The organism is Enterobacter sp. EGD-HP1, assembly GCF_000733275.2.
Lineage (GTDB): Bacteria > Pseudomonadota > Gammaproteobacteria > Enterobacterales > Enterobacteriaceae > Enterobacter.
This window is the reverse complement of sequence record NZ_AVOP01000001.1, coordinates 215,721-239,315: the sequence shown is the minus strand read 5'-3', so window position 1 is coordinate 239,315 and position 23,595 is coordinate 215,721. Positions and strand designations below refer to the sequence as shown.

Below are 23,595 nucleotides of genomic sequence, written 5' to 3'. Positions count from 1 at the left end.
TTCCTATGAGTAAAGTCATCGCTTCACTTGAAAAGGTACTCCTTCCTTTTGCTGTTAAAATAGGAAAGCAGCCTCACGTTAACGCCATCAAAAACGGCTTTATTAAATTAATGCCGTTGACGCTGGCCGGGGCCATGTTCGTTTTAATTAACAACGTTTTTCTGAGCTTTGGTGAAGGTTCCTTCTTTTATTCATTAGGAATTAGGTTAGACGCTTCCACAATTGAAACCCTTAATGGTTTTAAAGCCATTGGCGGCAACGTCTATAACGGTACGTTAGGGATTATGTCGCTGATGGCGCCTTTCTTTATTGGAATGGCACTGGCAGAAGAGCGTAAAGTAGATCCGCTGGCCGCCGGGTTATTATCCGTCGCCGCCTTCATGACCGTTACGCCATACAGCGTGGGTGAGGCCTATGCCGTCGGCGCCAACTGGCTGGGTGGGGCCAACATCATCTCCGGTATTGTTATCGGCCTGGTGGTGGCAGAAATGTTCACCTTTATTATCCGTCGCAACTGGGTTATCCGCCTGCCGGATAGCGTACCGGCTTCCGTATCTCGTTCATTTTCCGCGTTGATTCCAGGCTTTATTATTCTCTCCATCATGGGGATTATCGCCTGGGCGCTCTCCCACTGGGGCACAAACTTCCACCAGATCATCATGGACTCTATCTCTACGCCGCTGGCGTCGATGGGTGGCGTGGTCGGTTGGGCGTATGTGATTTTCACCTCTCTGCTGTGGTTCTTTGGCGTGCATGGTTCACTGGCACTGGCCGCGCTGGACAGCGGGATTATGACCCCCTGGGCACTGGAAAACGTTGCGCTTTACCAGCAGTACGGCTCCGTTGACGCGGCGCTGGCAGCGGGTAAAACCTTCCATGTGTGGGCGAAGCCGATGCTTGACTCCTATATCTTCCTGGGCGGTACCGGGGCGACCTTGGGTCTGATCATCGCGGTCTTTATTGTCTCTCGTCGTGCTGACTACCGTCAGGTTGCGAAGCTGGCGCTGCCATCAGGCATCTTCCAGATTAACGAACCGATTCTGTTCGGTCTGCCAATCATCATGAACCCGGTAATGTTCATTCCGTTCATCCTGATTCAGCCGCTGCTGGCCGCCATTACCCTGACGGCGTATTACATGGGCATCATTCCACCGGTCACCAACATTGCACCGTGGACCATGCCGGCGGGTCTGGGCGCCTTCTTCAACACCAACGGCAGCGTCGCGGCCTTCCTGCTGGCGATATTCAACCTCGGGATTGCCACCCTGCTGTACATGCCGTTCGTGGCGATTGCCAACAAAGCCGCCACCATTATTGATGAAGAAGAGAGCGAAGAGGATATTGCCCTCTCACTGAAATTCTAAGATTGACCGGCGCGGGGAAGCCCGCGCCAGCCACAAGGAGCTTAAAAATGTTAGATTTGGACAGTATTGTCGCAGACGAAGCCGCCGAGAACGATCTCGAAGAAGTGGTGATGGGGCTTATCATCAACTCCGGGCAGGCCCGCAGCCTGGCCTATGCCGCGCTGAAGCAGGCCAAGCAGGGGGATTTCGCCGCCGCGAAAACCATGATGGAACAGTCCCGCACGGCCCTAAACGAAGCGCACCTGGTACAGACAAAGCTGATTGAAAGCGATCAGGGTGAAGGGAAGATGAAGGTCAGCCTGGTGCTGGTCCACGCGCAGGATCACGTGATGACCTCGATGCTGGCGCGTGAGCTGGTGGCGGAGCTTATCGAGCTTCACGAGAAGATGCAGTAAGTCAGTTTGGGTAGCAGGAGGTCAGCACGATGGAAATTAAAACCGCACTTGAACAGCAGCTGTTTAACGGCAAAAATTTTCACGTGGTTATCTACAACAAAACGGAGAGCGCCAGCGGTCTGCACCAGCATGACTACTACGAGTTCACGATTGTTCTGACCGGCCGCTACTACCAGGAGATCAACGGTAAGCGCGTCCTGCTTGAGCGAGGGGATTTTGTCTTCCTGCCGATGGGGTCTTATCACCAGAGCTTTTACGAATTTGGTGCCACCCGTATTCTGAACGTGGGCGTCAGCAGACGCTTCTTTGAGAAGCACTATCTGCCTCTGGTGCCGTTCTGCTTTGTGGCCTCCCAGGTCTATCGGGTCAAAAACGAGTTTATGACCTGGATTGAAACGGTTATCGCCTCGCTTAACTTCCGCGACAATGAATTTGATGAGTTTATTGAAACGGTGACCTTCTACGTGATGAACCGGCTGCGCCATCATCGTGAAGAGCAGCAGGTGACGGATGATATTCCACAGTGGCTGCGCAGCACCGTTGAGCTGATGCACGATAAAGGCCAGTTCAGCGAAAATGCGCTGGAAAATATGGTGTCCCTGTCGGGGAAATCCCAGGAATATCTGACCCGCGCGACGCAGCGCTATTATCGTAAAACACCCGTGCAAATTATTAATGAAATCCGCATTAACTTTGCCAAAAAACAGCTGGAAATTACTAACTATTCTGTCACCGATATTGCATACGAGTCAGGATACAGCAGTCCCAGCCTGTTTATTAAAACGTTTAAGAAATTTACGTCATTTACACCGAACAGTTACCGCAAGAATTTAACGGTAATTAATTAACTTTCGGCGGATTATCCGCCACAAATATTGCTTTAATGGCTTGCCCAAATAGCGGGAAGAGTACGCTATACCTTGCAGGCGATTAACCTGATACGCTAAGGGAGATATTATGCAGAAGAAATTAAAAGTCGTAACCATTGGTGGCGGCAGCAGCTATACCCCGGAATTACTTGAAGGTTTCCTGAAACGTTATCATGAATTACCGGTCAGCGAATTATGGCTGGTGGACGTTGAGGAAGGTCAGGAAAAGCTGAATATTATTTTCGACCTGTGCCAGCGCATGGTGGAGAAAGCGGGCGTGCCTCTGACCGTGCATAAAACCCTGGACCGTCGTCTGGCATTGAAAGATGCGGATTTCGTGACCACCCAGCTGCGCGTTGGCCAGCTGAAGGCGCGCGAGCTGGACGAGCGTATTCCGCTGAGCCACGGCTACCTCGGGCAGGAGACCAACGGCGCGGGCGGTCTGTTTAAAGGCCTGCGTACCATCCCGGTGATTTTCGACATCGTCAAAGACGTACAGGAAATCTGCCCGAACGCGTGGGTGATTAACTTCACCAATCCGGCCGGGATGGTGACCGAGGCGGTCTATCGTCATACCGGTTTCAAACGCTTTATCGGCGTCTGTAATATTCCGATCGGTATGAAGATGTTTATCCGCGACGTGCTGGAACTGAGCGACAGCGACGATCTCTCTATCGACCTGTTCGGCCTGAACCACATGGTGTTCATTAAAGACGTGATCGTGAACGGAAAATCGCGTTTCGCCGAACTGCTCGACGGCGTGGCCTCCGGTCGCCTGACGGCGGCGTCGGTGAAAAACATCTTTGACCTGCCGTTCAGCGAAGGGCTGATCCGTTCGCTGAACCTGCTGCCTTGCTCGTACCTGCTGTACTACTTCAAGCAGAAAGAGATGCTGGCCATCGAAATGGGCGAGTACTATAAGGGCGGCGCGCGCGCGCAGATCGTTCAGAAAGTCGAGAAGCAGCTGTTCGATTTGTATAAAGATCCGAACCTGAACGTCAAACCGAAGGAGCTGGAGCAGCGCGGCGGGGCCTACTACTCCGATGCGGCGTGCGAGGTGATCAACGCCATCTACAACGACAAGCAGGCGGAACACTACGTTAACGTGCCGCACCACGGCCATATCGACAATATCCCGGCGGACTGGGCCGTCGAGATGACCTGCATCCTGGGACGCGAGGGCGCTAAACCGCATCCACGCATCACCCACTTCGATGATAAGGTTATGGGCCTGATCCACACCATCAAAGGCTTTGAAGTGGCGGCAAGCAATGCGGCGCTGAGCGGCGAGCTCAATGACGTGCTTCTGGCGCTGAACCTCAGCCCGCTGGTGCATTCCGACCGCGATGCGGAGCAGCTGGCCAGCGAGATGATCCTGGCGCATGAAAAATGGTTGCCGAACTTTGCCACCACAATCGAGAAGCTGAAGTTCAAACACCACTGAGAGGACGCACAATGGAAAACCTGCTGATCGTGAATGCTGATGATTTTGGCCTGTCGAAAGGCCAGAACTACGGCATTATTGAAGCCTGTCGCCGGGGGATTGTGACCTCTACCACGGCGCTGGTGAATGGTGAGGCGGTTGAACACGCGGCGCAGCTGAGCCGCGAGGTGCCGGAGCTGGGCGTTGGCATGCATTTTGTGCTGACGCTCGGGATGCCGCTTTCGCCAATGCCGGGCCTGACGCGTGACGGACAGCTGGGCAAATGGATTTGGGAACTGGCGGAGCAGGGCGCGCTGCCGCTTGAAGAGATTGCCCACGAGCTGGCGTGTCAGTTCAACCGCTTCGTCGATGTGTTTGGTCAGGCGCCGACGCATATCGACAGCCATCACCATGTGCATATGATCCCGGCAATTTTTCCGATTGTCGCTGAGTTTGCGCAGCGCAAAGGCGTGGCTATGCGCGTGGATCGTGAGGCGCGCGGGGTACCGGAGCGCGCCGTGACGACAACAGAGGGGTTCAGCAGCGCATTCTACGGCGATGAGATCGACGAAGCGCTGTTCCTGAAGGTGCTTGATGATTCCGCCGCGCGGGGTGAAAAGTCGGTAGAAGTGATGGCGCATCCTGCTTTTGTCGATAACACCGTGCGGAAAAGCGCTTACTGCTGGCCGCGCCTGGCGGAGCTGGACGTGCTGACGTCGGCGTCGCTGAAGTATGCGATTGCCGAGCGTGGGTATCGGTTGGGGACGTTCAGGGAGCTGTAAGAGTTGCCGGGTGGCGGCTTCGCCTTACCCGGCCTACGAACGACCTTCTAACTCTTGTAGGCCCGGTAAGGCGAAGCCGCCACCGGGCTTTTTTTACGCCGGAATCTGGTCAATCTTACTGCTGCGCGACCAGACGCGGTGCGCGGCGAGCAAATCAAACAGCTTCGTCATAAAGGCATCGTCAACGTGGTCGCCCTCGACAATGCCGTCCTCGCCCTGATCGGCCACCTTCAGCTGTGCCTTAAACCGTCGCGCGTCGCCGGACAGCGCGATCGGTTTCAGGTGCTTATAGGCTTCCAGCAGATAATACACCGCGTCACCGTTGTTCAGCAGGCTGTCAATATCCCCGCACGGCACAATCACCGCATCAACCGTCAGCGATGGCGCCCCTGCAAAGGTCGCCGCCACCGGCAGCACGGAGCCATCATCGGCGGTCACTTCGCCCATGCGGGAATAAAGCAGTTTCGCATGCACGCCCTGGGTTTTCAGCGCCTGCATAATCCCCAGCACGTCGCTGGCACGGGTGTTGTCGTTCAGCAGGATGGCGACCACGCGGCCTTTAATCGAGCCACCCGGCACCGCATACAGGCTCAGGGACGGATCTTTCTTCACGCCGTTAACCTCTTTCGGCGGGGCAAGGTTGCGCTGCTCGTCGGTCAGCGTAATACCCAGGTTATCCGCAACGCTCTGGGCGAGCTGAATATCAATGCGCGCCAGCTGATCGACCACCCGCTCGCGGATGTAGGTACGCACCACTTTGCTCAGCTCAAAGCTGAAGCCGCCGATAATGTGCTGCTGCTCAATCGGCGTCTGGCTGTTCCAGAACAGGCGAGGGTGGGCGTAGTACTCGCCGAACGACGGGCTGCGCTCGCGAATTTTGTTGCCGTCGACACGCTCCTGGTACGATTCGAATCCACCGCGTTTCGGCGCCGGTGGCGTTTCACGCGGCCAGTTATCGTTGATGGAGTTTGGCTCGTAGTTAGCCGGGTTGGTATCAATATCCTGACGGTGCATCCCGTCGCGCTGGAAATTGTGGTACGGACAGGTTGGGCGGTTGATCGGAATTTCGTGGAAGTTCGGCCCGCCAAGACGGCTGATCTGCGTATCGGTATAGGAGAACAAACGTCCCTGCAAGAGCGGATCGTTGGTGAAGTCCAGTCCCGGCACGATATGCCCCGGGTGGAACGCGACCTGCTCGTTTTCGGCAAAGAAGTTATCCGGGTTACGGTTGAGCACCATTTTACCCACCAACTGAACCGGCACCAGCTCTTCCGGGATCAGCTTCGTCGGGTCAAGAAGATCGAAATCGTACTTAAATTCGTCTTCTTCCGGTATGAGCTGCAGACCCAGCTCGTATTCCGGGAAGTCGCCCGCTTCAATGGATTCCCACAGTTCGCGGCGATGGAAGTCCGGATCGCGTCCGGTCAGCTTCTGCGCCTCGTCCCATACCAGCGAGGCTTTACCCGCCACCGGCTTCCAGTGGAAACGGACAAACGTGGCTTTACCCTCGGCGTTGATCAGACGGAAGGTGTGGATGCCAAACCCCTCCATGGTGCGATAGCTGCGCGGAATGCCGCGGTCTGACATCGCCCACATCACGTTGTGTAGCGTTTCAGGCTGCAGGGAGACGTAGTCCCAGAAGGTGTCGTGCGCACTTTGTCCCTGCGGTATGGCCCAGTGGGGCTCCGGTTTTACCGCATGGACAAAGTCAGGAAATTTATGCGCGTCCTGAATGAAGAACACCGGAGTGTTATTGCCCACCAGATCGAAAATACCCTCTTCGGTATAAAACTTGGTGGCAAAGCCGCGGATATCCCGAACCGTATCTGCCGACCCCGCGCCGCCCTGTACGGTGGAGAAACGCACAAACACCGGGGTGATTTTATCCGGGTCGGAGAGGAAGTCCGCTTTGGTGAGCGCTTTCAGACTCTTGTAAGGCTGGAAGTAGCCGTGCGCAGCGGAACCGCGCGCGTGGACGATGCGTTCCGGTATCCGTTCGTGGTCGAAATGGGTGATTTTTTCCCGCAGGATAAAATCTTCCAGCAGGGTTGGCCCGCGCGCGCCTGCGCGAAGGGAGTTCTGATCGTCAGCAATGCGCACGCCCTGATTGGTGGTGAGCGCGAAACCTTCGCCGCCTTTGCGGTGCGGCTCAAGCGATTTCAGCTTCTCGTTGCCTGTGTCCGGCGATTTGACGCTTCCCGGTGCGGTAGGCTGTTCGCCCGGTGCGGAAGGGCCAGGGGAGGGGCGATGAGAGCCGTCAGCGGGGGCGAGAGAGTCCATACCCGGTTGAGATTCCTCAGTGCCATGAATCGGTGATTGATGAGTTTTATCTTTGTTCGACATTGCACGCTTCTCCTTTATCCATTGCTAAAAACCCTATTAAGGATAGAACAATGTCGTGAGATGGCTCGCGAACTAAGAGTTTTCACATACCGTCATTAACGAAAGGAGCCATCCCACCCACTCGGAGCGCGACGGAAGGCAGCAGGATCGGCTATCATAGAATTTTCCTGCTTCAAGAATTTGCTTTAGTGAACCAGTCGCTTATGAAACCTCTTCGTCAACAAAACCGCCAGGTTATTAGCTATGTGCCCCGCGTTGAGCCCGCGCCGCCTGACCATGCCCTGAAAGTGGAGGGTTTTCGCGATGTATGGCAGCTGCGGGGAAAATACGTGGCCTTTGTGCTGATCGGCGAACATTTCCGCCGCTCGCCTACGTTTGCCGTGCCGGAGTCGGCGCAGCGGTGGGCGACGCAGATCCGTCAGGATGAAGAGGTTGAAGAATAACAGCCATAAAAAAACCGCCATCAGGCGGTTTTTTTATTTCTACCGTGATTAACGGTGCGCCAGCTCGGCATCGTCTTCACTTTCCAGAATCGCTTTGTCGGTCTGCTTCAGCCACTGGCTGGTCAGCGTACCGGCGGTCATAGAGCCGCTCACGTTCAGCGCGGTACGACCCATGTCGATCAGCGGTTCAACGGAGATCAGCAGGGCGACCAGCGTCACGGGCAGGCCCAGCGCAGGCAGCACAATCAGCGCGGCGAAGGTTGCGCCACCGCCAACGCCAGCGACGCCTGCGGAGCTTATGGTAACAATCCCAACCAGCGTGGCGATCCATACCGGATCCAGCGGGTTAATCCCAACGGTAGGGGCAACCATCACCGCCAGCATCGCCGGGTACAGGCCGGCGCAGCCGTTCTGACCAATGGTGGCACCAAAGGAGGCAGAGAAGCTGGCGATGGATTCAGGCACGCCCAGGCGACGGGTTTGCGCTTCAACGTTCAGCGGAATAGACGCGGCGCTGGAACGGCTGGTGAAGGCAAAGGTCAGTACCGGCCAGACTTTACGGAAGTATTTCAGCGGGCTGACGCCGTTCACGCCCAGCAGGATGCCGTGTACCACGAACATAATGCCCAGGCCGAGATAAGAGGCGACAACGAAGCTGCCCAGCTTAATGATGTCCTGCAGGTTAGAGCCGGCAACCACTTTGGTCATCAGCGCCAGCACGCCGTAAGGGGTGAGCTGCATCACCAGACGTACCAGCTTCATCACCCAGCTTTGCAGGGTGTCAATCGCGGTCAGCACGCGTTCGCCTTTTGGCGCGTCGTCTTTCAGCAGCTTCAGCGCCGCTACGCCCAGGAACGCGGCGAAAATAACCACGCTGATGATCGAGGTTGGACTCGCACCGGTCAGGTCAGCAAACGGGTTCTTCGGAATGAAGGAGAGCACCATCTGCGGCACGGTCAGGTCAGCTACTTTACCCACGTAGTTGGTTTGAATCGCGGTAAGACGCGCCGTTTCAGCCGTACCCTGAACCAGACCTTCTGCGGTCAGGCCAAACAGGTTGGTAACCAGCACACCCACCAGCGCGGCAATCAGCGTGGTGAACAGCAGCGTACCAATGGTCAGGAAACTGATTTTTCCCAGTTGGGTTGCGTTATGCAGGCGGGCAACGGCGCTCAGAATAGAGGCGAACACCAGCGGCATAACGATCATCTGCAGCAGCTGGACATAGCCGTTACCGACGATGTTGAACCACTGAATCGAATCTTTCAGAACTGGATTTTCGGAGCCATAAATCGCCTGTAATGCCAGACCAAATACGACACCCATGGCCAGACCAACCAGCACTTTTTTCGCCAGGCTCCACCGTTTGTGGCGCGCCTGCGCGAGAAGCAATAGCAATACAACGAACACAACGACGTTCGCGATGAGTGGAAAATTCATCCCCGTTCTCCTGATTTATTATTGGGTCGGTTTTTACCGATCCTGTTGGCGGAAGGTTAGCAGAAGTGTGATGCAGCGCTTATATCCAAATGGAATGGGTTATGACAAATGAGATAATTTTGTCGGTTTACTGTTCAATCTGGTGATGAATAAAGCGATTGAACTGAAATTGCAGCGAATTAATCATCTGGGATGACCAGCGGACTGCACTGTTTTCGGGCAAGGTTTGCGGCATCCAGACCGCGTAAGCAAACAGCGCCATGCACAGTGCACGCTCAAGCTGGTTACCTTTCTGCGGTGCGAGGATGGGAAAACGGAAACGCCAGCGGCAGGGCCACAGCAGCGGCACGCCCGCAGGCGTCAGCATATCGGCGAGAATATGGCTTAAATAGCCCAGCACCATCCCCTGAATGGCATCGGCGGGGACTATCCAGCTTTCGGGCACCTTTAAATAGAAAAGCGTCAGCAGGCCAAACACGGCCAGCAGGCTGTGCGTAAATCCCCGGTGGCCGAACGCGCGGGCGATGGGTTTCGACACCCACTTCAGGCGCTGCCCGAGGAAGGATTTGGGATGGTCAATGTCGGGCAGCAGACAGGTCAATACGGCGGAAGGGACAATATGCCACCAGTCCCCCTGCGCCAGCACGGGAGTGAGTTCAGCGTTTTTGGCAAATACTGCGCACGCAATTGAAAAAAGCAGGTGGCCTTCCGCCGTCATGATAAAACCCACGAAACTGTCAATTCATACAGTATAGGGTTTTTATACAGTAGGCGGAAGAGGTGACGGTGTAACTGTTTGTCACAAACCGCAGGGAAGCGTTAGCCGCCCTGCAGATGATGCGCCGTGAGTTCTGCCAGTGAATTAAGCTTCACATCGGCAAGCGCAAACCGGGGATCGTGGCGGCCTTCTTCAGCGGGCACCACAATGGAGCGCATCCGCGCAGCCTTCGACGCCACCATACCGTTAACGGAATCTTCCAGCGCCACACAGTGAAGTGGATCAAGACCCAGCTTAGCGGCACAGTCCAGATAGACCTGCGGGTGCGGTTTGCTGTAAGGCAATTTTTCAGCGGACGCCAGCGCGTCGAAACTGTCGCGCAGTTCAAACATGGTGAGCACTTTTTCCAGCATATGCAGCGGCGAAGCCGAGGCCAGTCCGACCTTCAGCCCCTGGGCTTTACACAGCGCGACGGCCTCCCGTACGCCGGGCAGCAGCGGCCTGCTTTCTTCCACCAGAGAAATAGCGCGGCTGATAATGCGTGCGGTCACCTCATCGCGATCGGGACCTACCCACGGCTGTTGGGCAAACCACAGGTCAACCACCATATCGATGCGCAGGCCCAGCGTATCGGGAAGTTCATTACGGCGGCTGATATCCACGCCCAGACTGGCCATAACGTCCAGTTCGGCGCGATCCCACAGCGGTTCGGAATCGATCAGTAATCCATCCATGTCAAAAATTGCGGCAAGAATTTGGCGCGGTGTCGACATCACAACGTCTCCTTTTCCAGGGTGTTCGACAGACGATACGTGCTAAGCACACTCTGCAATTTAGCATATTGCTTTCAAAGATCGGGCGAAATTGATGGCCAGCAGGTAGACTTAGGCACAAATAACGCGTCTTTATGAAGAGGAACTGATGACGTATCAACAAGCTGGACGCATTGCGGTCTTAAAACGTATTGCTGGCTGGGTGATTTTTATTCCTGCCGTCATTTCTACGCTGATTTCTGTACTCAAATTTATGTACGATCACAGCGAAAAACAGCCGGGTATCAATGCGGTAATGCTTGATTTCGCTCATGTCATGATTGAGATGATGCGTTTTAATACGCCATTTTTGAATGTCTTCTGGTTTAACTCGCCCACACCGGATTTTCATCAACAGCTGAATATCGGCTTTTGGGTAATATACGCCCTGATCTTTGTCGCGCTGGCACTGCAGGCCTCTGGCGCGAGAATGAGTCGCCAGACGCGCTTTTTACGCGAAGGCGTTGAGGATCAGTTGATTCTGGAGCAGGCCAAAGGCCCGGAAGGAATGAGTCGGGAGCAGATTGAATCCCGCATTGTTGTACCGCGTCACACCATTTTCCTGCAAATTTTCCCGCTCTATATCCTTCCCGTCATCATCATTGTGGCGGGATATTTCTTCTTCTCACTGCTCGGTTTTCTGTAAACGATTAGGGTGGCGGCAAGGCCACCCGTTCTCTTCTCAGGCGGCAAGCATGCGCTCAAGTGCCCGCTGCGCGTTAACAAGGTGTTCTCCGCCAAAAAGAATGGCACGGTTCATCAGCGTATAAAGCTGATACACCGGCTGGCGGTCGAGGAAACCGGGCGGCAGGGGAGAAACAGACTGGTATCCGTCGTATATCTGCGGCGGCTGCTCAGGATGAAGCGGCAGCATGGCAAGATCGCACTCTCTGTCACCCCAGTAGCAGGCCGGGTCAAAGATGTACGGGCCGTTGGGGCCCAGCGCGCAGTTATTGGACCACAAATCGCCGTGAAGCAGCGACGCCTGAGGCTGGTGGGATGCCAGACGCTGTTGAACGTGCTCGACGATGGCATCAATATTGCCAAATTCCAGCCCTTTCTCGGCGGCCAGCTCAAGCTGCCAGCCAATGCGCTGCTCGGCAAAAAATGTCGACCAGCGACGCTGCCAGGCATTGGGCTGCGGCGTGGTGGAGAGATCGTTGTCAAAGTCGAGACCAAACTGCGGCTGGTCGCTCCATTGATGCAGGCGCGCTAGCTGTTGGCCGAGGATGAACGCATTGTGGGCATCCAGCGGCCGGGCAGGGAGATAGTCCATCACCAGGAAGCTGTAGTCGCGGTCGCTCCCCACGGCCAGAACCTGCGGGACCGTCACCGTTTTACTGCGCGACAGCAGCTCCAGCTGATCGGCTTCGGCGGTAAATATCGGGAGCAGCTCTCGCTCATCGCACTTAACGAAAAGATCGCGCCCTGCGTAGCGTAAATGCCACGCGGCGTGGATTTCACCGCCTGGCAGTTCGTTACGCAGTTCAATTTCACCTTCACCCAGCTGCTCACGTAAAAGATGACTGATAGCCTGCCACATGTTGTCTCTCCCATGTTGTCTGCCAGATCATAAAGTTAGCGCATAATGGCGGTAAAAAAATACGAACTAACGCACACCTGAGCGGTTTAAATTCATACAGCGCACTTATTGTTCTTTTTTCCGCCAGCTTTCCCAGGTATCCACGTCGATTTCGGCAGGCTTGTCGGTCACGCTCTCCAGCAGACTGGCGGCCAGAGCATGAACCTCTTCCTGGCTCAGGGCACCGATCAGACCAAATGTCAGGGTACCTAAATCATGAATATTGCCTTCGTCATCGGTCAGCGTGAGGAGAAAATTAGCCCGGGAGAAGGCGTTGTTGAGCTCATTCAGCTCGGTCAGCGATGCTTCATGAAGGTTGATGGTCACGACGTAGCGGGTGATGTCACCACTGCTCATAATTCACCTCATTGTTATCATGGAAGTTTTCTTAGCATAGTCGATAGTTTGCGTTTGGCGACTCAGAGAGGACATTCCCCTCCGTAAGGACGGAGGGGAAAAGACGTTAATTTCGGGACAGGTAATCGACGATTTTTTGCGTATCGGCAAGCGAACAGAGACGCGTGCCCTGGTTGATGGTTGCCGCGCTACCCGCCGCCACGCCGTAGCGCGTCATCTCCAGCAGAGACGCGCCCTGCGCCAGTTTCAGCGTCATCGCGCCTACCATGCTATCGCCCGCGCCAACCGTGCTCTGGCTCTTCATCGGCGGTGGGACAACCTGAACGGACGAGGATTCATCGACTGCCAGCGCCCCCTGAGGGCCAAGGGAAACGACTACGCGTCGCGCTTTGCCGCTGCGTACCAGCTCCTGCGCGGCGGTGCGAACATCATCAGGCTGTGTCAGTTCGCGGTTGACCAGCGCGCTTAACTCTTTCTGGTTGGGTTTGACCAGCTCCAGATTGCCCGGCACCAGGGCTGCCTGCAGGGCCTCGCCGCTGCTGTCGACAATGCAGCGGATGCCGCGTTGCTGTACCGCCTGAATCAGTGCCGTTAATTTTTCCGTACTTACGCCGGGCGGCAGGCTGCCGCTTACCACCAGCAGCGCGCCGCTTTCTATCGTCAGCACTTTCTCTTCAAGCTGACGAAACTCGTCATCGCTAAGTTTCGCGCCCGGCATGACAAAACGGTACTGCTCGCCGCTGGACTCCACGTGGACGTGCAGGTTTTGCCGCGTCCAGTCTTTGGCCTCGACCGTCTCTACCGCCACCTGTTCATCTGCCAGGAGAGAGGCCAGGTGTTCGCCGGTGGCACCGCCCGTGGGGAAAATGGCCGTGGCTTTGCCGCCGAGGTGCGTAATGGCGCGCGCCACGTTGATCCCTCCACCGCCGGGCTCAAAGACCGGGGCGCTACAGCGCAATTTACCTTCCGGGTAAATCTGCGGCGTCTGGGTGGCGGAATCCAGGGAAGGGGAGAGCGTCAGAGTATAAATAGAAACCATCATTACCTCCTTTTAGCATGGGTTCTTATTAGCCTGGCACCATTTGTCAGGAAGGCAATGTAAATAACAGTATGATTTTAAATATGAATACTGACAAAAATTGAGGCGGGGGATATATAAAATAAAACGCTTTTTGAGATCGTTCTTATTCAAAAAATGAAATAAGAAAACATTGCTATGTTATTTGCGGCTTTTTATAATTTGTTACCTTTCTCTGGACGCCTTGTCATTGATCCTCAAGAAAGATTCCGGGACCGTGTGGTCTCTTTTTTTGTTGTACGGACTCCTTAATAAAATGAAGCTTTTAAAGACAGTGCCCGCTGCACTGATGCTGGCGGGTGGCGTGTTTGCGGCTATGAACGCGACCGCTGATGATACCGTTTTTACTGTCATGGACGATCCTTCCACCGCGAAAAAACCGTTTGAAGGTAACCTGAACGCCGGGTACCTGGCACAATCCGGTAACACGAAAAGCTCTTCTCTCACGGCGGACAGTACGCTCACCTGGTACGGCAACACCACCGCCTGGTCTCTGTGGGGTAATGCCAGCAACACTTCCGCTAATGACGAACGTTCTTCCGAGAAATATGCGGTAGGCGGACGTAGCCGTTACAACATGACCGATTATGACTACCTGTTTGGACAGGCAAGCTGGTTAACCGACCGTTACAACGGTTATCGCCAGCGAGATGTGTTTACTGCGGGTTATGGTCGCCAGTTCCTCAACGGTCCGGTACACAGCCTCCGTTTTGAATTCGGTCCGGGTGTGCGTTATGACGAGTACACCAATGGCGATACCAAAACCCAACCGCTCGGTTACGCTTCCGGTACCTATGCCTGGCAGATGACTGACACCACCAAATTTACCCAGGGTGTTTCTGTATTTGGTGCCGACGACACGACGCTGAACTCTGAGACGGCGCTGAACGTGGCTATCAACGAACACTTTGGTCTGAAAGTCGCCTACAACGTGACCTGGAACTCTTCACCACCAGAATCTGCGCCGGATCATACCGACCGCAGAACCACGGTTTCACTGGGTTATAGAATGTAATGAAAGCGGGCCGATGATGATGTCGGCCCGTTTATTGTCTATGGCTTTTGACGTCCTTTCTGATGACGTGTCTTCGCCCCTAGCCCCAAATCATTGCCGCCCAACGGAGTAGCAGCATTGCGCCGCAGATGGCAATCAGCACCAGCACCATTTTCCAGTGTTTTACGGCAAATCGTTTTGTTGGCATAACCTAATCCTTGTTGGTTGATACCCACAGTCTACCAAACAGGGCCGAAATATGCCCCTTCTCAGGATCGATTGGGTTATGCCAGCGCAGGGTTCGGCTCAGAACCAGTGGAATCGTTCGGCGAGAATCAACACTAAACCTGTGGCGGAAAGGATGTTCAATATCACAACCGTTCTACTGGATACGTTCATGGTATGCACCTTTGGGTTTAAGGACCTGTTCAAGAGTAGTCCAGCATCTCTGGAATAAGGGCACCGGGAATATGCGACCTGCAAATTCATGCTAAAGTGCCAGCACATCAATCTGCCAGCAGAGGGTGCAATCTCCCTTTTGTTAGTGTTAACATTGCAAGGCTTACCGTAAATCCGACGTTGTCTGATTTTTCGGCAGGTAAATGATAGCGAACCAATTTGACGATTGTTGGTCAGATGGTGTCGTAATCTATTGTCAAATCACGATTATTTTCTTTGTATATGCTCTTATGTGTGGGGCATCACTGCAAATAAGGATATAAAATGCCTGTAATTACTCTTCCTGATGGCAGTCAACGCCATTTCGACCGTGCTGTTAGCCCAATGGATGTTGCCCTGGACATTGGTCCTGGTCTCGCGAAAGCGACTATCGCTGGCCGTGTTAACGGTGAGCTGGTGGATGCCTCCGATCTGATCGAAAACGATGCGACGCTTGCAATCATCACCGCGAAAGACGAAGAAGGTCTGGAGATCATTCGTCACTCCTGCGCGCACCTGTTAGGTCATGCCATCAAACAGCTGTGGCCAAACACCAAAATGGCGATCGGTCCGGTTATCGACAACGGTTTCTACTATGACGTTGACCTTGACCACACCCTGACTCAGGAAGATATCGACGCGCTCGAAAAACGCATGCACGAGCTCGCCGAAACGAACTATGACGTCATCAAGAAGAAAGTCAGCTGGCACGAAGCGCGTGAAACCTTCGTGAAGCGCGGCGAGAGCTATAAAGTCTCTATTCTTGACGAAAACATTTCGCATGATGACAAGCCTGGCTTGTACCATCACGAAGAATACGTCGACATGTGCCGTGGACCGCACGTGCCGAACATGCGCTTCTGTCATCACTTTAAGCTGATGAAGATCGCAGGCGCCTACTGGCGTGGCGACAGCAACAACAAGATGTTGCAGCGTATTTATGGTACCGCATGGGCCGATAAAAAAGCCCTGAACGCGTACCTGCTGCGCCTGGAAGAGGCGGCGAAGCGTGACCACCGTAAAATCGGTAAGCAGCTTGACCTGTACCACATGCAGGAAGAAGCGCCGGGTATGGTGTTCTGGCATAACGACGGCTGGACCATCTTCCGTGAACTGGAAACCTTCGTACGCTCCAAGCTGAAAGAGTACCAGTATCAGGAAGTGAAAGGCCCGTTCATGATGGACCGTGTGCTGTGGGAAAAAACCGGCCACTGGGACAACTACAAAGATGCGATGTTCACCACCTCGTCTGAGAACCGTGAGTACTGCATCAAGCCAATGAACTGCCCGGGCCACGTTCAGATCTTCAACCAGGGTCTGAAATCCTACCGCGACCTGCCGCTGCGTATGGCGGAGTTCGGTAGCTGCCACCGTAACGAGCCATCAGGTGCGCTGCACGGTCTGATGCGCGTTCGTGGCTTTACTCAGGATGATGCGCATATCTTCTGTACTGAAGATCAGGTTCGTGATGAAGTTAACGCCTGTATTCGTATGGTCTACGATATGTATAGCACCTTTGGCTTCGAGAAGATCGTGGTCAAACTCTCAACGCGTCCGGAAAAACGTATCGGTAGCGATGAGACTTGGGATCGTGCAGAAGCGGATCTCGCCGTGGCGCTGGAAGAGAACGGTATTCCGTTCGAATACCAGCTGGGCGAGGGCGCATTCTACGGTCCGAAAATTGAATTTACCCTGTATGACTGCCTCGACCGCGCATGGCAGTGCGGTACTGTACAGCTGGACTTCTCCCTGCCGCAGCGTTTAAGCGCCTCTTATGTTGGCGAAGACAACGAGCGTCAGGTACCGGTAATGATTCACCGTGCAATTCTCGGTTCTCTGGAGCGCTTCATCGGCATCCTGACCGAAGAGTTCGCTGGCTTCTTCCCAACCTGGCTTGCGCCAGTGCAGGTAGTAGTGATGAACATTACCGATTCTCAGGCGGATTACGTTAAAGAATTGACGCAGAAACTACAAAATGCGGGCATTCGCGTAAAAGCAGACTTGAGAAATGAGAAGATTGGCTTTAAAATCCGCGAGCACACTTTACGTCGTGTCCCGTATATGTTGGTCTGTGGTGATAAAGAGGTGGAAGCAGGCAAAGTTGCCGTTCGCACCCGCCGTGGTAAAGACCTGGGCAGCCTGGACGTAAGTGAAGTGATTGAGAAGCTGCAACAAGAGATTCGCAGCCGCAGTCTTCAACAACTGGAGGAATAAGGTATTAAAGGCGGAAAACGAGTTCAAACGGCACGTCCGAATCGTATCAATGGCGAGATTCGCGCCCAGGAAGTTCGCTTAACAGATCTTGAAGGTGAACCACTGGGGATTGTGAGTCTGAGAGAAGCGATCGAAAAAGCTGAAGAAGCTGGAGTAGATTTAGTTGAAATCAGCCCTAACGCCGAACCGCCAGTTTGTCGTATCATGGACTACGGCAAGTTCCTTTATGAAAAGAGTAAGTCTTCTAAGGAACAGAAGAAGAAGCAAAAAGTTATCCAGGTTAAGGAAATCAAATTCCGTCCTGGTACCGACGATGGCGATTATCAGGTAAAACTCCGCAGCCTGATTCGCTTTCTGGAAGATGGCGATAAGGCCAAGATCACACTGCGTTTCCGCGGTCGTGAGATGGCCCACCAACAGATTGGTATGGAAGTGCTTAACCGCGTCCGTGACGATCTGAGTGAACTGGCAGTAGTCGAATCCTTCCCTACGAAGATCGAAGGCCGCCAGATGATCATGGTGCTCGCTCCTAAGAAGAAACAGTAAGGCCTTCAAGCAGCAAAATCTGTGGAGCCTTCGGGTTTCATAGGTTTTGTTCGCCTATGTTTCGTTTATTTAACAATGCGAAGTGGAAGTTATTAAGATGCCAAAAATTAAGACCGTACGCGGTGCTGCTAAGCGCTTCAAAAAAACCGGTGGTGGTGGATTTAAGCGTAAGCACGCAAACCTGCGTCATATTCTGACCAAAAAATCTACTAAGCGTAAACGTCACCTGCGTCCAAAAGGCCTCGTTTCTAAAGGCGATCTGGGTCTGGTTATCGCGTGCCTGCCGTACGCATAAGCCGTTAACGTTTAATTTTTTTACTAAGAATATAGATACAGGAGAGCACATATGGCTCGCGTAAAACGTGGTGTAATTGCACGTGCACGTCACAAGAAAATTTTGAAACAAGCTAAAGGCTACTACGGTGCGCGTTCACGCGTTTACCGCGTTGCCTTCCAGGCTGTTATCAAAGCAGGTCAGTACGCTTACCGTGACCGTCGTCAGCGTAAGCGTCAGTTCCGTCAACTGTGGATTGCGCGTATCAACGCAGCAGCACGTCAGAACGGTATTTCTTACAGCAAATTCATCAACGGCCTGAAAAAAGCCTCTGTTGAAATCGACCGTAAGATCCTGGCTGACATCGCAGTATTCGACAAAGTAGCGTTCACCGCTCTGGTCGAAAAAGCGAAAGCAGCACTGGCATAAGCCAGTTGAGAGAGGGGGCCTGGCTCCCTCTTTTCATTTAACACCATCAGAAGATTGACATTTATCCGTCCAGGCTTTTCAATAAGGTCTTAACGGTTTTTACCAGACAAGGTAACGCAAGCATGAATGCTGCTATTTTCCGCTTCTTCTTTTACTTTAGCACCTGATTTCAGGAGGCTAGCGCGTGAAAGATGAAACGAAAAACAGCGCCAGATAAGCCTCCCGATGGAGGCTTTTTTTGTGCCTGAATTTGAGAGAATAACTCCACCAAATCGGTGTCTGCACCGACATAATGAGGAAAATCATGTCACATCTCGCAGAGCTGGTTGCCAGTGCAACAGCCGCCATTAATCAGGCCTCAGATGTTGCCGCGTTAGACAATGTCCGCGTCGAATATCTTGGGAAGAAAGGGCACCTTACCCTTCAGATGACAACCCTGCGTGAGCTGCCGCCAGAAGAACGCCCGGCAGCGGGTGCGGTGATTAACGAAGCCAAAGAGCAGGTACAGCAGGCGCTGAACGCGCGCAAAGCCGAGCTGGAAAGCGCGGTGCTGAATGCGCGTCTGGCCGCAGAGACGATCGACGTTTCTCTGCCGGGACGTCGTATCGAAAACGGCGGTCTGCACCCGGTTACCCGCACCATCGATCGCATTGAAAGTTTCTTCGGTGAGCTCGGCTTTACCGTGGCGACTGGCCCGGAAATCGAAGATGATTACCATAACTTCGACGCCCTGAACATTCCTGGCCATCATCCGGCACGCGCTGACCACGACACTTTCTGGTTCGACGCTACGCGTCTGCTGCGTACTCAGACCTCCGGCGTTCAGATCCGTACCATGAAGGATCAGGCGCCGCCAATCCGTATTATCGCGCCGGGCCGCGTCTATCGTAACGACTACGATCAGACCCACACCCCGATGTTCCACCAGATGGAAGGCCTGATTGTTGATAAAAATATCAGCTTCACCAACCTGAAGGGCACGCTGCACGATTTCCTGAACAACTTCTTTGAGGAAGACCTGCAGGTTCGTTTCCGCCCGTCCTACTTCCCGTTCACCGAACCGTCTGCGGAAGTTGACGTGATGGGTAAAAACGGCAAATGGCTGGAAGTGCTGGGCTGCGGCATGGTGCATCCAAACGTGCTGCGCAACGTGGGTATCGATCCGGAAGTTTACTCCGGCTTTGCCTTCGGCATGGGCATGGAACGTCTGACCATGCTGCGCTACGGCGTGACCGACTTACGTGCATTCTTCGAAAACGATCTGCGTTTCCTCAAACAGTTTAAATAAGGGCAGGACAGAACAATGAAATTCAGTGAACTGTGGTTACGCGAGTGGGTTAACACCACGCTGGACAGCGACGCGCTTTCTAACCAGATCACCATGGCGGGTCTGGAAGTGGACGGCGTTGAGCCTGTTTCCGGTGCCTTCAACGGCGTGGTCGTTGGCGAAGTGGTAGAGTGCGGCCAGCACCCTAACGCTGACAAACTGCGCGTGACAAAAGTAAACGTGGGCGGTGACCGTCTGCTGGATATCGTCTGCGGTGCGCCAAACTGCCGTCAGGGCCTGAAGGTGGCCGTGGCGACCGTCGGTGCGGTGCTGCCGGGCGATTTCAAAATTAAAGCGGCTAAGCTGCGCGGCGAGCCGTCTGAAGGCATGCTGTGCTCCTTCTCCGAGCTGGGTATTTCCGACGACCACAACGGCATCATTGAGCTGCCGCTGGATGCGCCAGTCGGCACCGATATCCGTGAATACCTGAAGCTTGATGACAACACCATCGAAATCAGCGTCACGCCAAACCGTGCCGACTGCTTAGGTATCATCGGCGTGGCGCGCGACGTGGCCGTGCTGAACCAGACCGAGCTGAACGCGCCGGACATTGCGCCGGTTGAAGCGACCATCAGTGACGTGCTGCCTATTCAGGTTGATGCTGCGGATGCTTGCCCGCGCTACCTCGGTCGCGTGGTGAAAGGCATCAACGTGAAAGCGCCAACCCCGCTGTGGATGAAAGAGAAGCTGCGTCGCTGCGGTATCCGCTCTATCGACGCCGTGGTTGACGTGACCAACTACGTTCTGCTGGAGCTGGGCCAGCCAATGCACGCGTTCGATAAAGATCGTATCGACGGGGGCATCGTTGTGCGCATGGCGAAAGAGGGCGAAACCCTGGTTCTGCTGGACGGCAGCGAAGCGAAACTGAACGCCGACACCCTGGTGATTGCTGACCACAGCAAAGCGCTGGCAATGGGCGGTATCTTCGGGGGCGAGCACTCAGGCGTGAACGACGAGACGCAAAACGTCCTGCTGGAGTGCGCGTTCTTCAGCCCGCTCTCCATCACCGGTCGCGCACGCCGTCACGGCCTGCATACCGATGCCTCTCACCGCTACGAGCGCGGCGTTGATCCGGCGCTGCAGTACAAAGCGATGGAACGTGCGACCCGCCTGCTGATCGACATCTGCGGCGGCGAAGCGGGCCCGGTTATCGACGTCACCAACGAAGCGACGCTGCCGAAGCGTGCGACCATCACCCTGCGCCGCAGCAAGCTGGATCGCCTGATTGGCCATCACGTTGCCGATGCGCAGGTAACTGACATCCTGAAACGTCTGGGCTGTGAAGTAACCGAAGGGCAGGACGAGTGGAAAGCCGTTGCGCCATCATGGCGTTTCGACATGGAAATTGAAGAAGATCTGGTGGAAGAAGTGGCCCGCGTTTACGGCTACAACAACATCCCTGACGAGCCTGTCCAGGCGGGTCTGGTAATGGGCACCCACCGTGAAGCCGACCTGTCCCTGAAGCGTGTGAAAACCATGCTGAACGACAAAGGCTACCAGGAAGTGATCACCTACAGCTTCGTTGATCCAAAGCTGCAGCAGCTGATCCACCCGGGTCAGGACGCGCTGATCCTGCCAAGCCCAATCTCCAGCGAAATGTCCGCGATGCGTCTGTCTCTGTGGACTGGCCTGCTGGGCACTGTCGTTTATAACCAGAATCGCCAGCAAAACCGCGTGCGAATTTTCGAAAGCGGTTTGCGCTTTGTACCGGATAATCAGGCAAATTTAGGCATCCGTCAGGATCTCATGCTGGCTGGCGCCATCAGCGGCAACCGCTATGAAGAGCACTGGGACCTGGCAAAAGGCACGGTTGATTTCTACGATATGAAGGGCGATCTGGAAGCAGTTCTGGATCTGACCGGTAAATTATCTGAAATTGAATTCCGCGCAGAAGCCATCCCGGCTCTGCATCCGGGCCAGAGCGCAGCCATCTATTTAGACGGCAAACGCGTTGGTTTTATTGGAGTTGTTCACCCTGAGCTGGAGCGCAAGCTAGACCTGAACGGCCGTACCATCGTGTTCGAGCTGGAATGGAACCCGGTGGCTGACCGCGTTATTCCTCAGGCTCAGGACGTCTCCCGCTTCCCGGCAAACCGCCGTGATATCGCGGTTGTGGTCGCGGAAAATGTGCCCGCAGCAGATATTTTGGCCGAATGTAAGAAAGTTGGCGTAAATCAGGTAGTTGGCGTAAACTTATTTGACGTGTACCGCGGCAAGGGCGTAGCAGAAGGTTTCAAGAGCCTCGCTATTAGCCTTATCCTTCAGGATACCAGCCGTACACTCGAAGAAGAGGAGATTGCCGCTACCGTCGCCAAATGTGTAGAGGCATTAAAAGAGCGATTCCAGGCATCATTGAGGGATTGAACCTATGGCGCTTACAAAAGCTGAAATGTCAGAATATCTGTTTGATAAGCTTGGGCTTAGCAAACGGGATGCCAAAGAGCTGGTAGAGCTGTTTTTCGAAGAGATCCGTCGTGCTCTGGAAAATGGTGAGCAGGTAAAACTCTCCGGTTTTGGCAATTTTGATTTGCGAGACAAAAACCAACGTCCGGGCCGCAACCCGAAGACGGGGGAAGATATTCCCATTACAGCCCGCCGCGTGGTGACCTTCAGACCCGGCCAGAAGTTAAAAAGCCGTGTCGAAAACGCAACGCCCAAAGCAGAGTAATATGAACTAACTAAAAAGGCCGCCCACGCGGCCTTTTTTCTTTGCGCTCCCCGGCAAACCCGCCGTAAAATCAATTACATCTCACGCTACTAAAACCGTACACATGCTTGATTATGCCCATTTCCAGCACCGTTCCGATCGGCGTCACCTGCTTTTGCTGGTGCTGTTGCTCATTGTCGCCGCGGCCGTGAGCCTCTGCGCCGGAGACCGGTGGATTGGGCCTGAAAGCTGGTGGGGGCCAGACGGGCAGCTCTTCGTCTGGCAAATTCGCCTTCCGCGCACCGTCGCGGTGGTTCTGGTGGGTGCCGCGCTGGCGCTGTGCGGCACCATTATGCAGGCGTTGTTTGATAATCCGTTAGCGGAGCCCGGGCTGCTCGGCGTGTCGAACGGAGCTGGCGTGGGTCTGATTGCGGCGGTGATGCTGGGCGGGGGAGAGCTCTCCGGATGGAGTATTAGCCTGAGCGCTATTCTCGGCGCATTACTGATCACCGCGATTCTTCTTCGCTTCGCCAGACGGCACCTATCGACCAGCCGTCTGCTGCTTGCCGGCGTGGCGCTGGGGATCATCTGTAGCGCGTTAATGACCTGGGCGGTCTACTTCTCAACATCTTTTGACCTGCGTCAGCTGATGTACTGGATGATGGGCGGCTTTGGGGGCGTTGACTGGCACCAGGGCTGGCTGATGGCGCTGCTGGTACCGGTCATCGTGTGGGCTGCCCTGCAGGCACAGCCGCTGAATATGCTCGCGCTGGGTGAAACCTCTGCCCGCCAGCTCGGTATGCCGATTGGCTTCTGGCGTAATGTGCTGGTAATAGCCATTGGCTGGCTGGTGGGCGTCAGCGTGGCTCTGGCGGGCGCGATCGGCTTCATCGGGCTGGTGATTCCGCACATGCTGCGCCTGTGTGGCCTCACGGACCATCGGACCCTGCTTCCGGCTTCGGCGGTTGCCGGGGCCGTCACGCTGCTGGTGGCCGATATCATCGCCCGGCTAGCCCTGACGGCCGCAGAGCTGCCGATTGGCGTGGTGACCGCCACGCTGGGCGCGCCGGTATTTATCTGGCTACTATTAAAAGCTGGACGTTAAATCAACTAGCCGTAA

The 23,595-nt window shown here is 54.6% G+C and carries 26 protein-coding genes and 1 other annotated feature; of the genes, 17 read left to right on the top strand and 9 right to left on the bottom strand.

The window, feature by feature from the left end:
- The first annotated feature begins 5 nt into the window (after positions 1-5).
- The 5 genes from chbC (at position 6) to chbG (ending at position 4,833) form a co-directional block, all read left to right on the top strand.
- On the top strand, positions 6-1,364 hold the full coding sequence (gene chbC, locus N037_RS01145) for a PTS N,N'-diacetylchitobiose transporter subunit IIC (RefSeq protein WP_023311283.1): 1,359 nt from the start codon (positions 6-8) through the stop codon (positions 1,362-1,364).
- A gap of 47 nt (positions 1,365-1,411) precedes the next feature.
- Positions 1,412-1,759 (top strand): PTS N,N'-diacetylchitobiose transporter subunit IIA, encoded by a 348-nt coding sequence (chbA, locus tag N037_RS01140; RefSeq protein WP_032638344.1) that lies wholly within the window; start codon positions 1,412-1,414, stop codon positions 1,757-1,759.
- 29 nt (positions 1,760-1,788) lie between these two features.
- A complete protein-coding gene (gene chbR / locus N037_RS01135; RefSeq protein ID WP_023335360.1) occupies positions 1,789-2,607 on the top strand; it encodes a transcriptional regulator ChbR in 819 nt (272 codons plus the stop codon).
- A 109-nt stretch (positions 2,608-2,716) separates the two neighbouring features.
- Positions 2,717-4,072: a 6-phospho-beta-glucosidase gene (locus tag N037_RS01130; protein ID WP_032638343.1), complete on the top strand. Its 1,356-nt coding sequence runs from the start codon at positions 2,717-2,719 to the stop codon at positions 4,070-4,072.
- 11 nt (positions 4,073-4,083) lie between these two features.
- Entirely contained in the window at positions 4,084-4,833 is a 750-nt protein-coding gene (gene chbG, locus N037_RS01125; protein WP_032638342.1) for a chitin disaccharide deacetylase, read from the top strand.
- 93 nt (positions 4,834-4,926) lie between these two features.
- On the opposite strand, the gene katE is transcribed toward chbG, so the two are convergent.
- On the bottom strand, positions 4,927-7,176 hold the full coding sequence (gene katE, locus N037_RS01120) for a catalase HPII (protein WP_032638341.1): 2,250 nt from the start codon (positions 7,174-7,176) through the stop codon (positions 4,927-4,929).
- A gap of 188 nt (positions 7,177-7,364) precedes the next feature.
- Between katE and cedA the strand changes: the two genes are divergently transcribed.
- A complete protein-coding gene (cedA, locus tag N037_RS01115; RefSeq protein ID WP_071787458.1) occupies positions 7,365-7,619 on the top strand; it encodes a cell division activator CedA in 255 nt (84 codons plus the stop codon).
- A 48-nt stretch (positions 7,620-7,667) separates the two neighbouring features.
- Here the strand turns inward: cedA and N037_RS01110 are convergent, their stop codons facing one another.
- The 3 genes from N037_RS01110 to hxpB all read right to left on the bottom strand — a co-directional run bounded on the left by N037_RS01110 (position 7,668) and on the right by hxpB (position 10,550).
- Complete coding sequence (locus tag N037_RS01110; protein ID WP_032638339.1) at positions 7,668-9,059, bottom strand: L-cystine transporter; 1,392 nt, start codon at positions 9,057-9,059, stop codon at positions 7,668-7,670.
- Positions 9,060-9,186: 127 nt separating this feature from the next.
- Positions 9,187-9,777, bottom strand: a complete 591-nt coding sequence (locus N037_RS01105; RefSeq protein WP_023335366.1) for a metal-dependent hydrolase — start codon at positions 9,775-9,777, stop codon at positions 9,187-9,189.
- A 101-nt stretch (positions 9,778-9,878) separates the two neighbouring features.
- Positions 9,879-10,550, bottom strand: coding sequence for a hexitol phosphatase HxpB (hxpB, locus tag N037_RS01100; protein WP_032638338.1), 672 nt, complete (start codon positions 10,548-10,550; stop codon positions 9,879-9,881).
- Between the two features lie 148 nt (positions 10,551-10,698).
- Between hxpB and N037_RS01095 the strand changes: the two genes are divergently transcribed.
- Entirely contained in the window at positions 10,699-11,235 is a 537-nt protein-coding gene (locus N037_RS01095) for a YniB family protein (RefSeq protein WP_023311291.1), read from the top strand.
- A 36-nt stretch (positions 11,236-11,271) separates the two neighbouring features.
- Here N037_RS01095 and N037_RS01090 read toward each other — a convergent pair whose 3' ends face one another.
- The 3 genes from N037_RS01090 to pfkB form a co-directional block, all read right to left on the bottom strand.
- On the bottom strand, positions 11,272-12,132 hold the full coding sequence (locus N037_RS01090; protein ID WP_032638337.1) for a fructosamine kinase family protein: 861 nt from the start codon (positions 12,130-12,132) through the stop codon (positions 11,272-11,274).
- A 105-nt stretch (positions 12,133-12,237) separates the two neighbouring features.
- On the bottom strand, positions 12,238-12,528 hold the full coding sequence (ghoS, locus tag N037_RS01085) for a type V toxin-antitoxin system endoribonuclease antitoxin GhoS (protein ID WP_032638334.1): 291 nt from the start codon (positions 12,526-12,528) through the stop codon (positions 12,238-12,240).
- Between the two features lie 106 nt (positions 12,529-12,634).
- Positions 12,635-13,567, bottom strand: a complete 933-nt coding sequence (gene pfkB, locus N037_RS01080; protein WP_032638332.1) for a 6-phosphofructokinase II — start codon at positions 13,565-13,567, stop codon at positions 12,635-12,637.
- Between the two features lie 295 nt (positions 13,568-13,862).
- On the opposite strand from pfkB, the gene N037_RS01075 reads away from it, so the two are divergent.
- Positions 13,863-14,621, top strand: coding sequence for a DUF481 domain-containing protein (locus N037_RS01075; protein ID WP_032638330.1), 759 nt, complete (start codon positions 13,863-13,865; stop codon positions 14,619-14,621).
- Between the two features lie 79 nt (positions 14,622-14,700).
- Here the strand turns inward: N037_RS01075 and yniD are convergent, their stop codons facing one another.
- Positions 14,701-14,808 (bottom strand): small membrane protein YniD, encoded by a 108-nt coding sequence (gene yniD, locus N037_RS24745; RefSeq protein ID WP_008500658.1) that lies wholly within the window; start codon positions 14,806-14,808, stop codon positions 14,701-14,703.
- A 98-nt stretch (positions 14,809-14,906) separates the two neighbouring features.
- Positions 14,907-14,999 (bottom strand): stress response membrane protein YncL, encoded by a 93-nt coding sequence (gene yncL, locus N037_RS24740; RefSeq protein WP_071787459.1) that lies wholly within the window; start codon positions 14,997-14,999, stop codon positions 14,907-14,909.
- A 324-nt stretch (positions 15,000-15,323) separates the two neighbouring features.
- On the opposite strand from yncL, the gene thrS reads away from it, so the two are divergent.
- The 9 genes from thrS to btuC all read left to right on the top strand — a co-directional run bounded on the left by thrS (position 15,324) and on the right by btuC (position 23,580).
- Positions 15,324-17,252, top strand: a complete 1,929-nt coding sequence (gene thrS, locus N037_RS01065; protein ID WP_008500657.1) for a threonine--tRNA ligase — start codon at positions 15,324-15,326, stop codon at positions 17,250-17,252.
- A 3-nt stretch (positions 17,253-17,255) separates the two neighbouring features.
- Positions 17,256-17,798 (top strand): translation initiation factor IF-3, encoded by a 543-nt coding sequence (gene infC, locus N037_RS01060; RefSeq protein WP_014069901.1) that lies wholly within the window; start codon positions 17,256-17,258, stop codon positions 17,796-17,798.
- 97 nt (positions 17,799-17,895) lie between these two features.
- Positions 17,896-18,093: a 50S ribosomal protein L35 gene (gene rpmI / locus N037_RS01055; protein ID WP_003030583.1), complete on the top strand. Its 198-nt coding sequence runs from the start codon at positions 17,896-17,898 to the stop codon at positions 18,091-18,093.
- Positions 18,094-18,144: 51 nt separating this feature from the next.
- Entirely contained in the window at positions 18,145-18,501 is a 357-nt protein-coding gene (gene rplT, locus N037_RS01050; RefSeq protein WP_000124850.1) for a 50S ribosomal protein L20, read from the top strand.
- Between the two features lie 117 nt (positions 18,502-18,618).
- Positions 18,619-18,743: a sequence feature (Phe leader region), on the top strand.
- Positions 18,624-18,668, top strand: a complete 45-nt coding sequence (gene pheM / locus N037_RS24735) for a pheST operon leader peptide PheM (RefSeq protein ID WP_001386830.1) — start codon at positions 18,624-18,626, stop codon at positions 18,666-18,668. Its footprint overlaps the feature before it by 45 nt.
- A gap of 62 nt (positions 18,744-18,805) precedes the next feature.
- A complete protein-coding gene (pheS, locus tag N037_RS01045; protein ID WP_021241084.1) occupies positions 18,806-19,789 on the top strand; it encodes a phenylalanine--tRNA ligase subunit alpha in 984 nt (327 codons plus the stop codon).
- 15 nt (positions 19,790-19,804) lie between these two features.
- Positions 19,805-22,192, top strand: coding sequence for a phenylalanine--tRNA ligase subunit beta (gene pheT / locus N037_RS01040; protein WP_032638325.1), 2,388 nt, complete (start codon positions 19,805-19,807; stop codon positions 22,190-22,192).
- A gap of 4 nt (positions 22,193-22,196) precedes the next feature.
- Positions 22,197-22,496 (top strand): integration host factor subunit alpha, encoded by a 300-nt coding sequence (gene ihfA, locus N037_RS01035; RefSeq protein ID WP_003857805.1) that lies wholly within the window; start codon positions 22,197-22,199, stop codon positions 22,494-22,496.
- A gap of 103 nt (positions 22,497-22,599) precedes the next feature.
- The gene (gene btuC / locus N037_RS01030; RefSeq protein ID WP_023335374.1) at positions 22,600-23,580 is read left to right on the top strand and encodes a vitamin B12 ABC transporter permease BtuC; all 981 of its coding nucleotides are present in this window, start codon (positions 22,600-22,602) and stop codon (positions 23,578-23,580) included.
- Positions 23,581-23,595 lie beyond the last annotated feature (15 nt).

What these genes read in the sequence shown, in the direction of transcription:
- yniD (WP_008500658.1), bottom strand. Translation starts at nt 14,808, where the DNA reads ATGCCAACAAAACGATTTGCCGTAAAACACTGGAAAATGGTGCTGGTG.
- rpmI (WP_003030583.1), top strand. Translation starts at nt 17,896, where the DNA reads ATGCCAAAAATTAAGACCGTACGCGGTGCTGCTAAGCGCTTCAAAAAA.
- N037_RS01130 (WP_032638343.1), top strand. Translation starts at nt 2,717, where the DNA reads ATGCAGAAGAAATTAAAAGTCGTAACCATTGGTGGCGGCAGCAGCTAT.
- pheT (WP_032638325.1), top strand. Translation starts at nt 19,805, where the DNA reads ATGAAATTCAGTGAACTGTGGTTACGCGAGTGGGTTAACACCACGCTG.
- N037_RS01105 (WP_023335366.1), bottom strand. Translation starts at nt 9,777, where the DNA reads ATGACGGCGGAAGGCCACCTGCTTTTTTCAATTGCGTGCGCAGTATTT.
- btuC (WP_023335374.1), top strand. Translation starts at nt 22,600, where the DNA reads ATGCTTGATTATGCCCATTTCCAGCACCGTTCCGATCGGCGTCACCTG.
- hxpB (WP_032638338.1), bottom strand. Translation starts at nt 10,550, where the DNA reads ATGTCGACACCGCGCCAAATTCTTGCCGCAATTTTTGACATGGATGGA.
- ghoS (WP_032638334.1), bottom strand. Translation starts at nt 12,528, where the DNA reads ATGAGCAGTGGTGACATCACCCGCTACGTCGTGACCATCAACCTTCAT.
- pfkB (WP_032638332.1), bottom strand. Translation starts at nt 13,567, where the DNA reads ATGGTTTCTATTTATACTCTGACGCTCTCCCCTTCCCTGGATTCCGCC.
- chbG (WP_032638342.1), top strand. Translation starts at nt 4,084, where the DNA reads ATGGAAAACCTGCTGATCGTGAATGCTGATGATTTTGGCCTGTCGAAA.
- N037_RS01095 (WP_023311291.1), top strand. Translation starts at nt 10,699, where the DNA reads ATGACGTATCAACAAGCTGGACGCATTGCGGTCTTAAAACGTATTGCT.
- pheS (WP_021241084.1), top strand. Translation starts at nt 18,806, where the DNA reads ATGTCACATCTCGCAGAGCTGGTTGCCAGTGCAACAGCCGCCATTAAT.
- thrS (WP_008500657.1), top strand. Translation starts at nt 15,324, where the DNA reads ATGCCTGTAATTACTCTTCCTGATGGCAGTCAACGCCATTTCGACCGT.
- rplT (WP_000124850.1), top strand. Translation starts at nt 18,145, where the DNA reads ATGGCTCGCGTAAAACGTGGTGTAATTGCACGTGCACGTCACAAGAAA.
- ihfA (WP_003857805.1), top strand. Translation starts at nt 22,197, where the DNA reads ATGGCGCTTACAAAAGCTGAAATGTCAGAATATCTGTTTGATAAGCTT.
- N037_RS01090 (WP_032638337.1), bottom strand. Translation starts at nt 12,132, where the DNA reads ATGTGGCAGGCTATCAGTCATCTTTTACGTGAGCAGCTGGGTGAAGGT.
- N037_RS01110 (WP_032638339.1), bottom strand. Translation starts at nt 9,059, where the DNA reads ATGAATTTTCCACTCATCGCGAACGTCGTTGTGTTCGTTGTATTGCTA.
- yncL (WP_071787459.1), bottom strand. Translation starts at nt 14,999, where the DNA reads ATGAACGTATCCAGTAGAACGGTTGTGATATTGAACATCCTTTCCGCC.
- chbR (WP_023335360.1), top strand. Translation starts at nt 1,789, where the DNA reads ATGGAAATTAAAACCGCACTTGAACAGCAGCTGTTTAACGGCAAAAAT.
- chbA (WP_032638344.1), top strand. Translation starts at nt 1,412, where the DNA reads ATGTTAGATTTGGACAGTATTGTCGCAGACGAAGCCGCCGAGAACGAT.
- chbC (WP_023311283.1), top strand. Translation starts at nt 6, where the DNA reads ATGAGTAAAGTCATCGCTTCACTTGAAAAGGTACTCCTTCCTTTTGCT.
- katE (WP_032638341.1), bottom strand. Translation starts at nt 7,176, where the DNA reads ATGTCGAACAAAGATAAAACTCATCAATCACCGATTCATGGCACTGAG.
- N037_RS01075 (WP_032638330.1), top strand. Translation starts at nt 13,863, where the DNA reads ATGAAGCTTTTAAAGACAGTGCCCGCTGCACTGATGCTGGCGGGTGGC.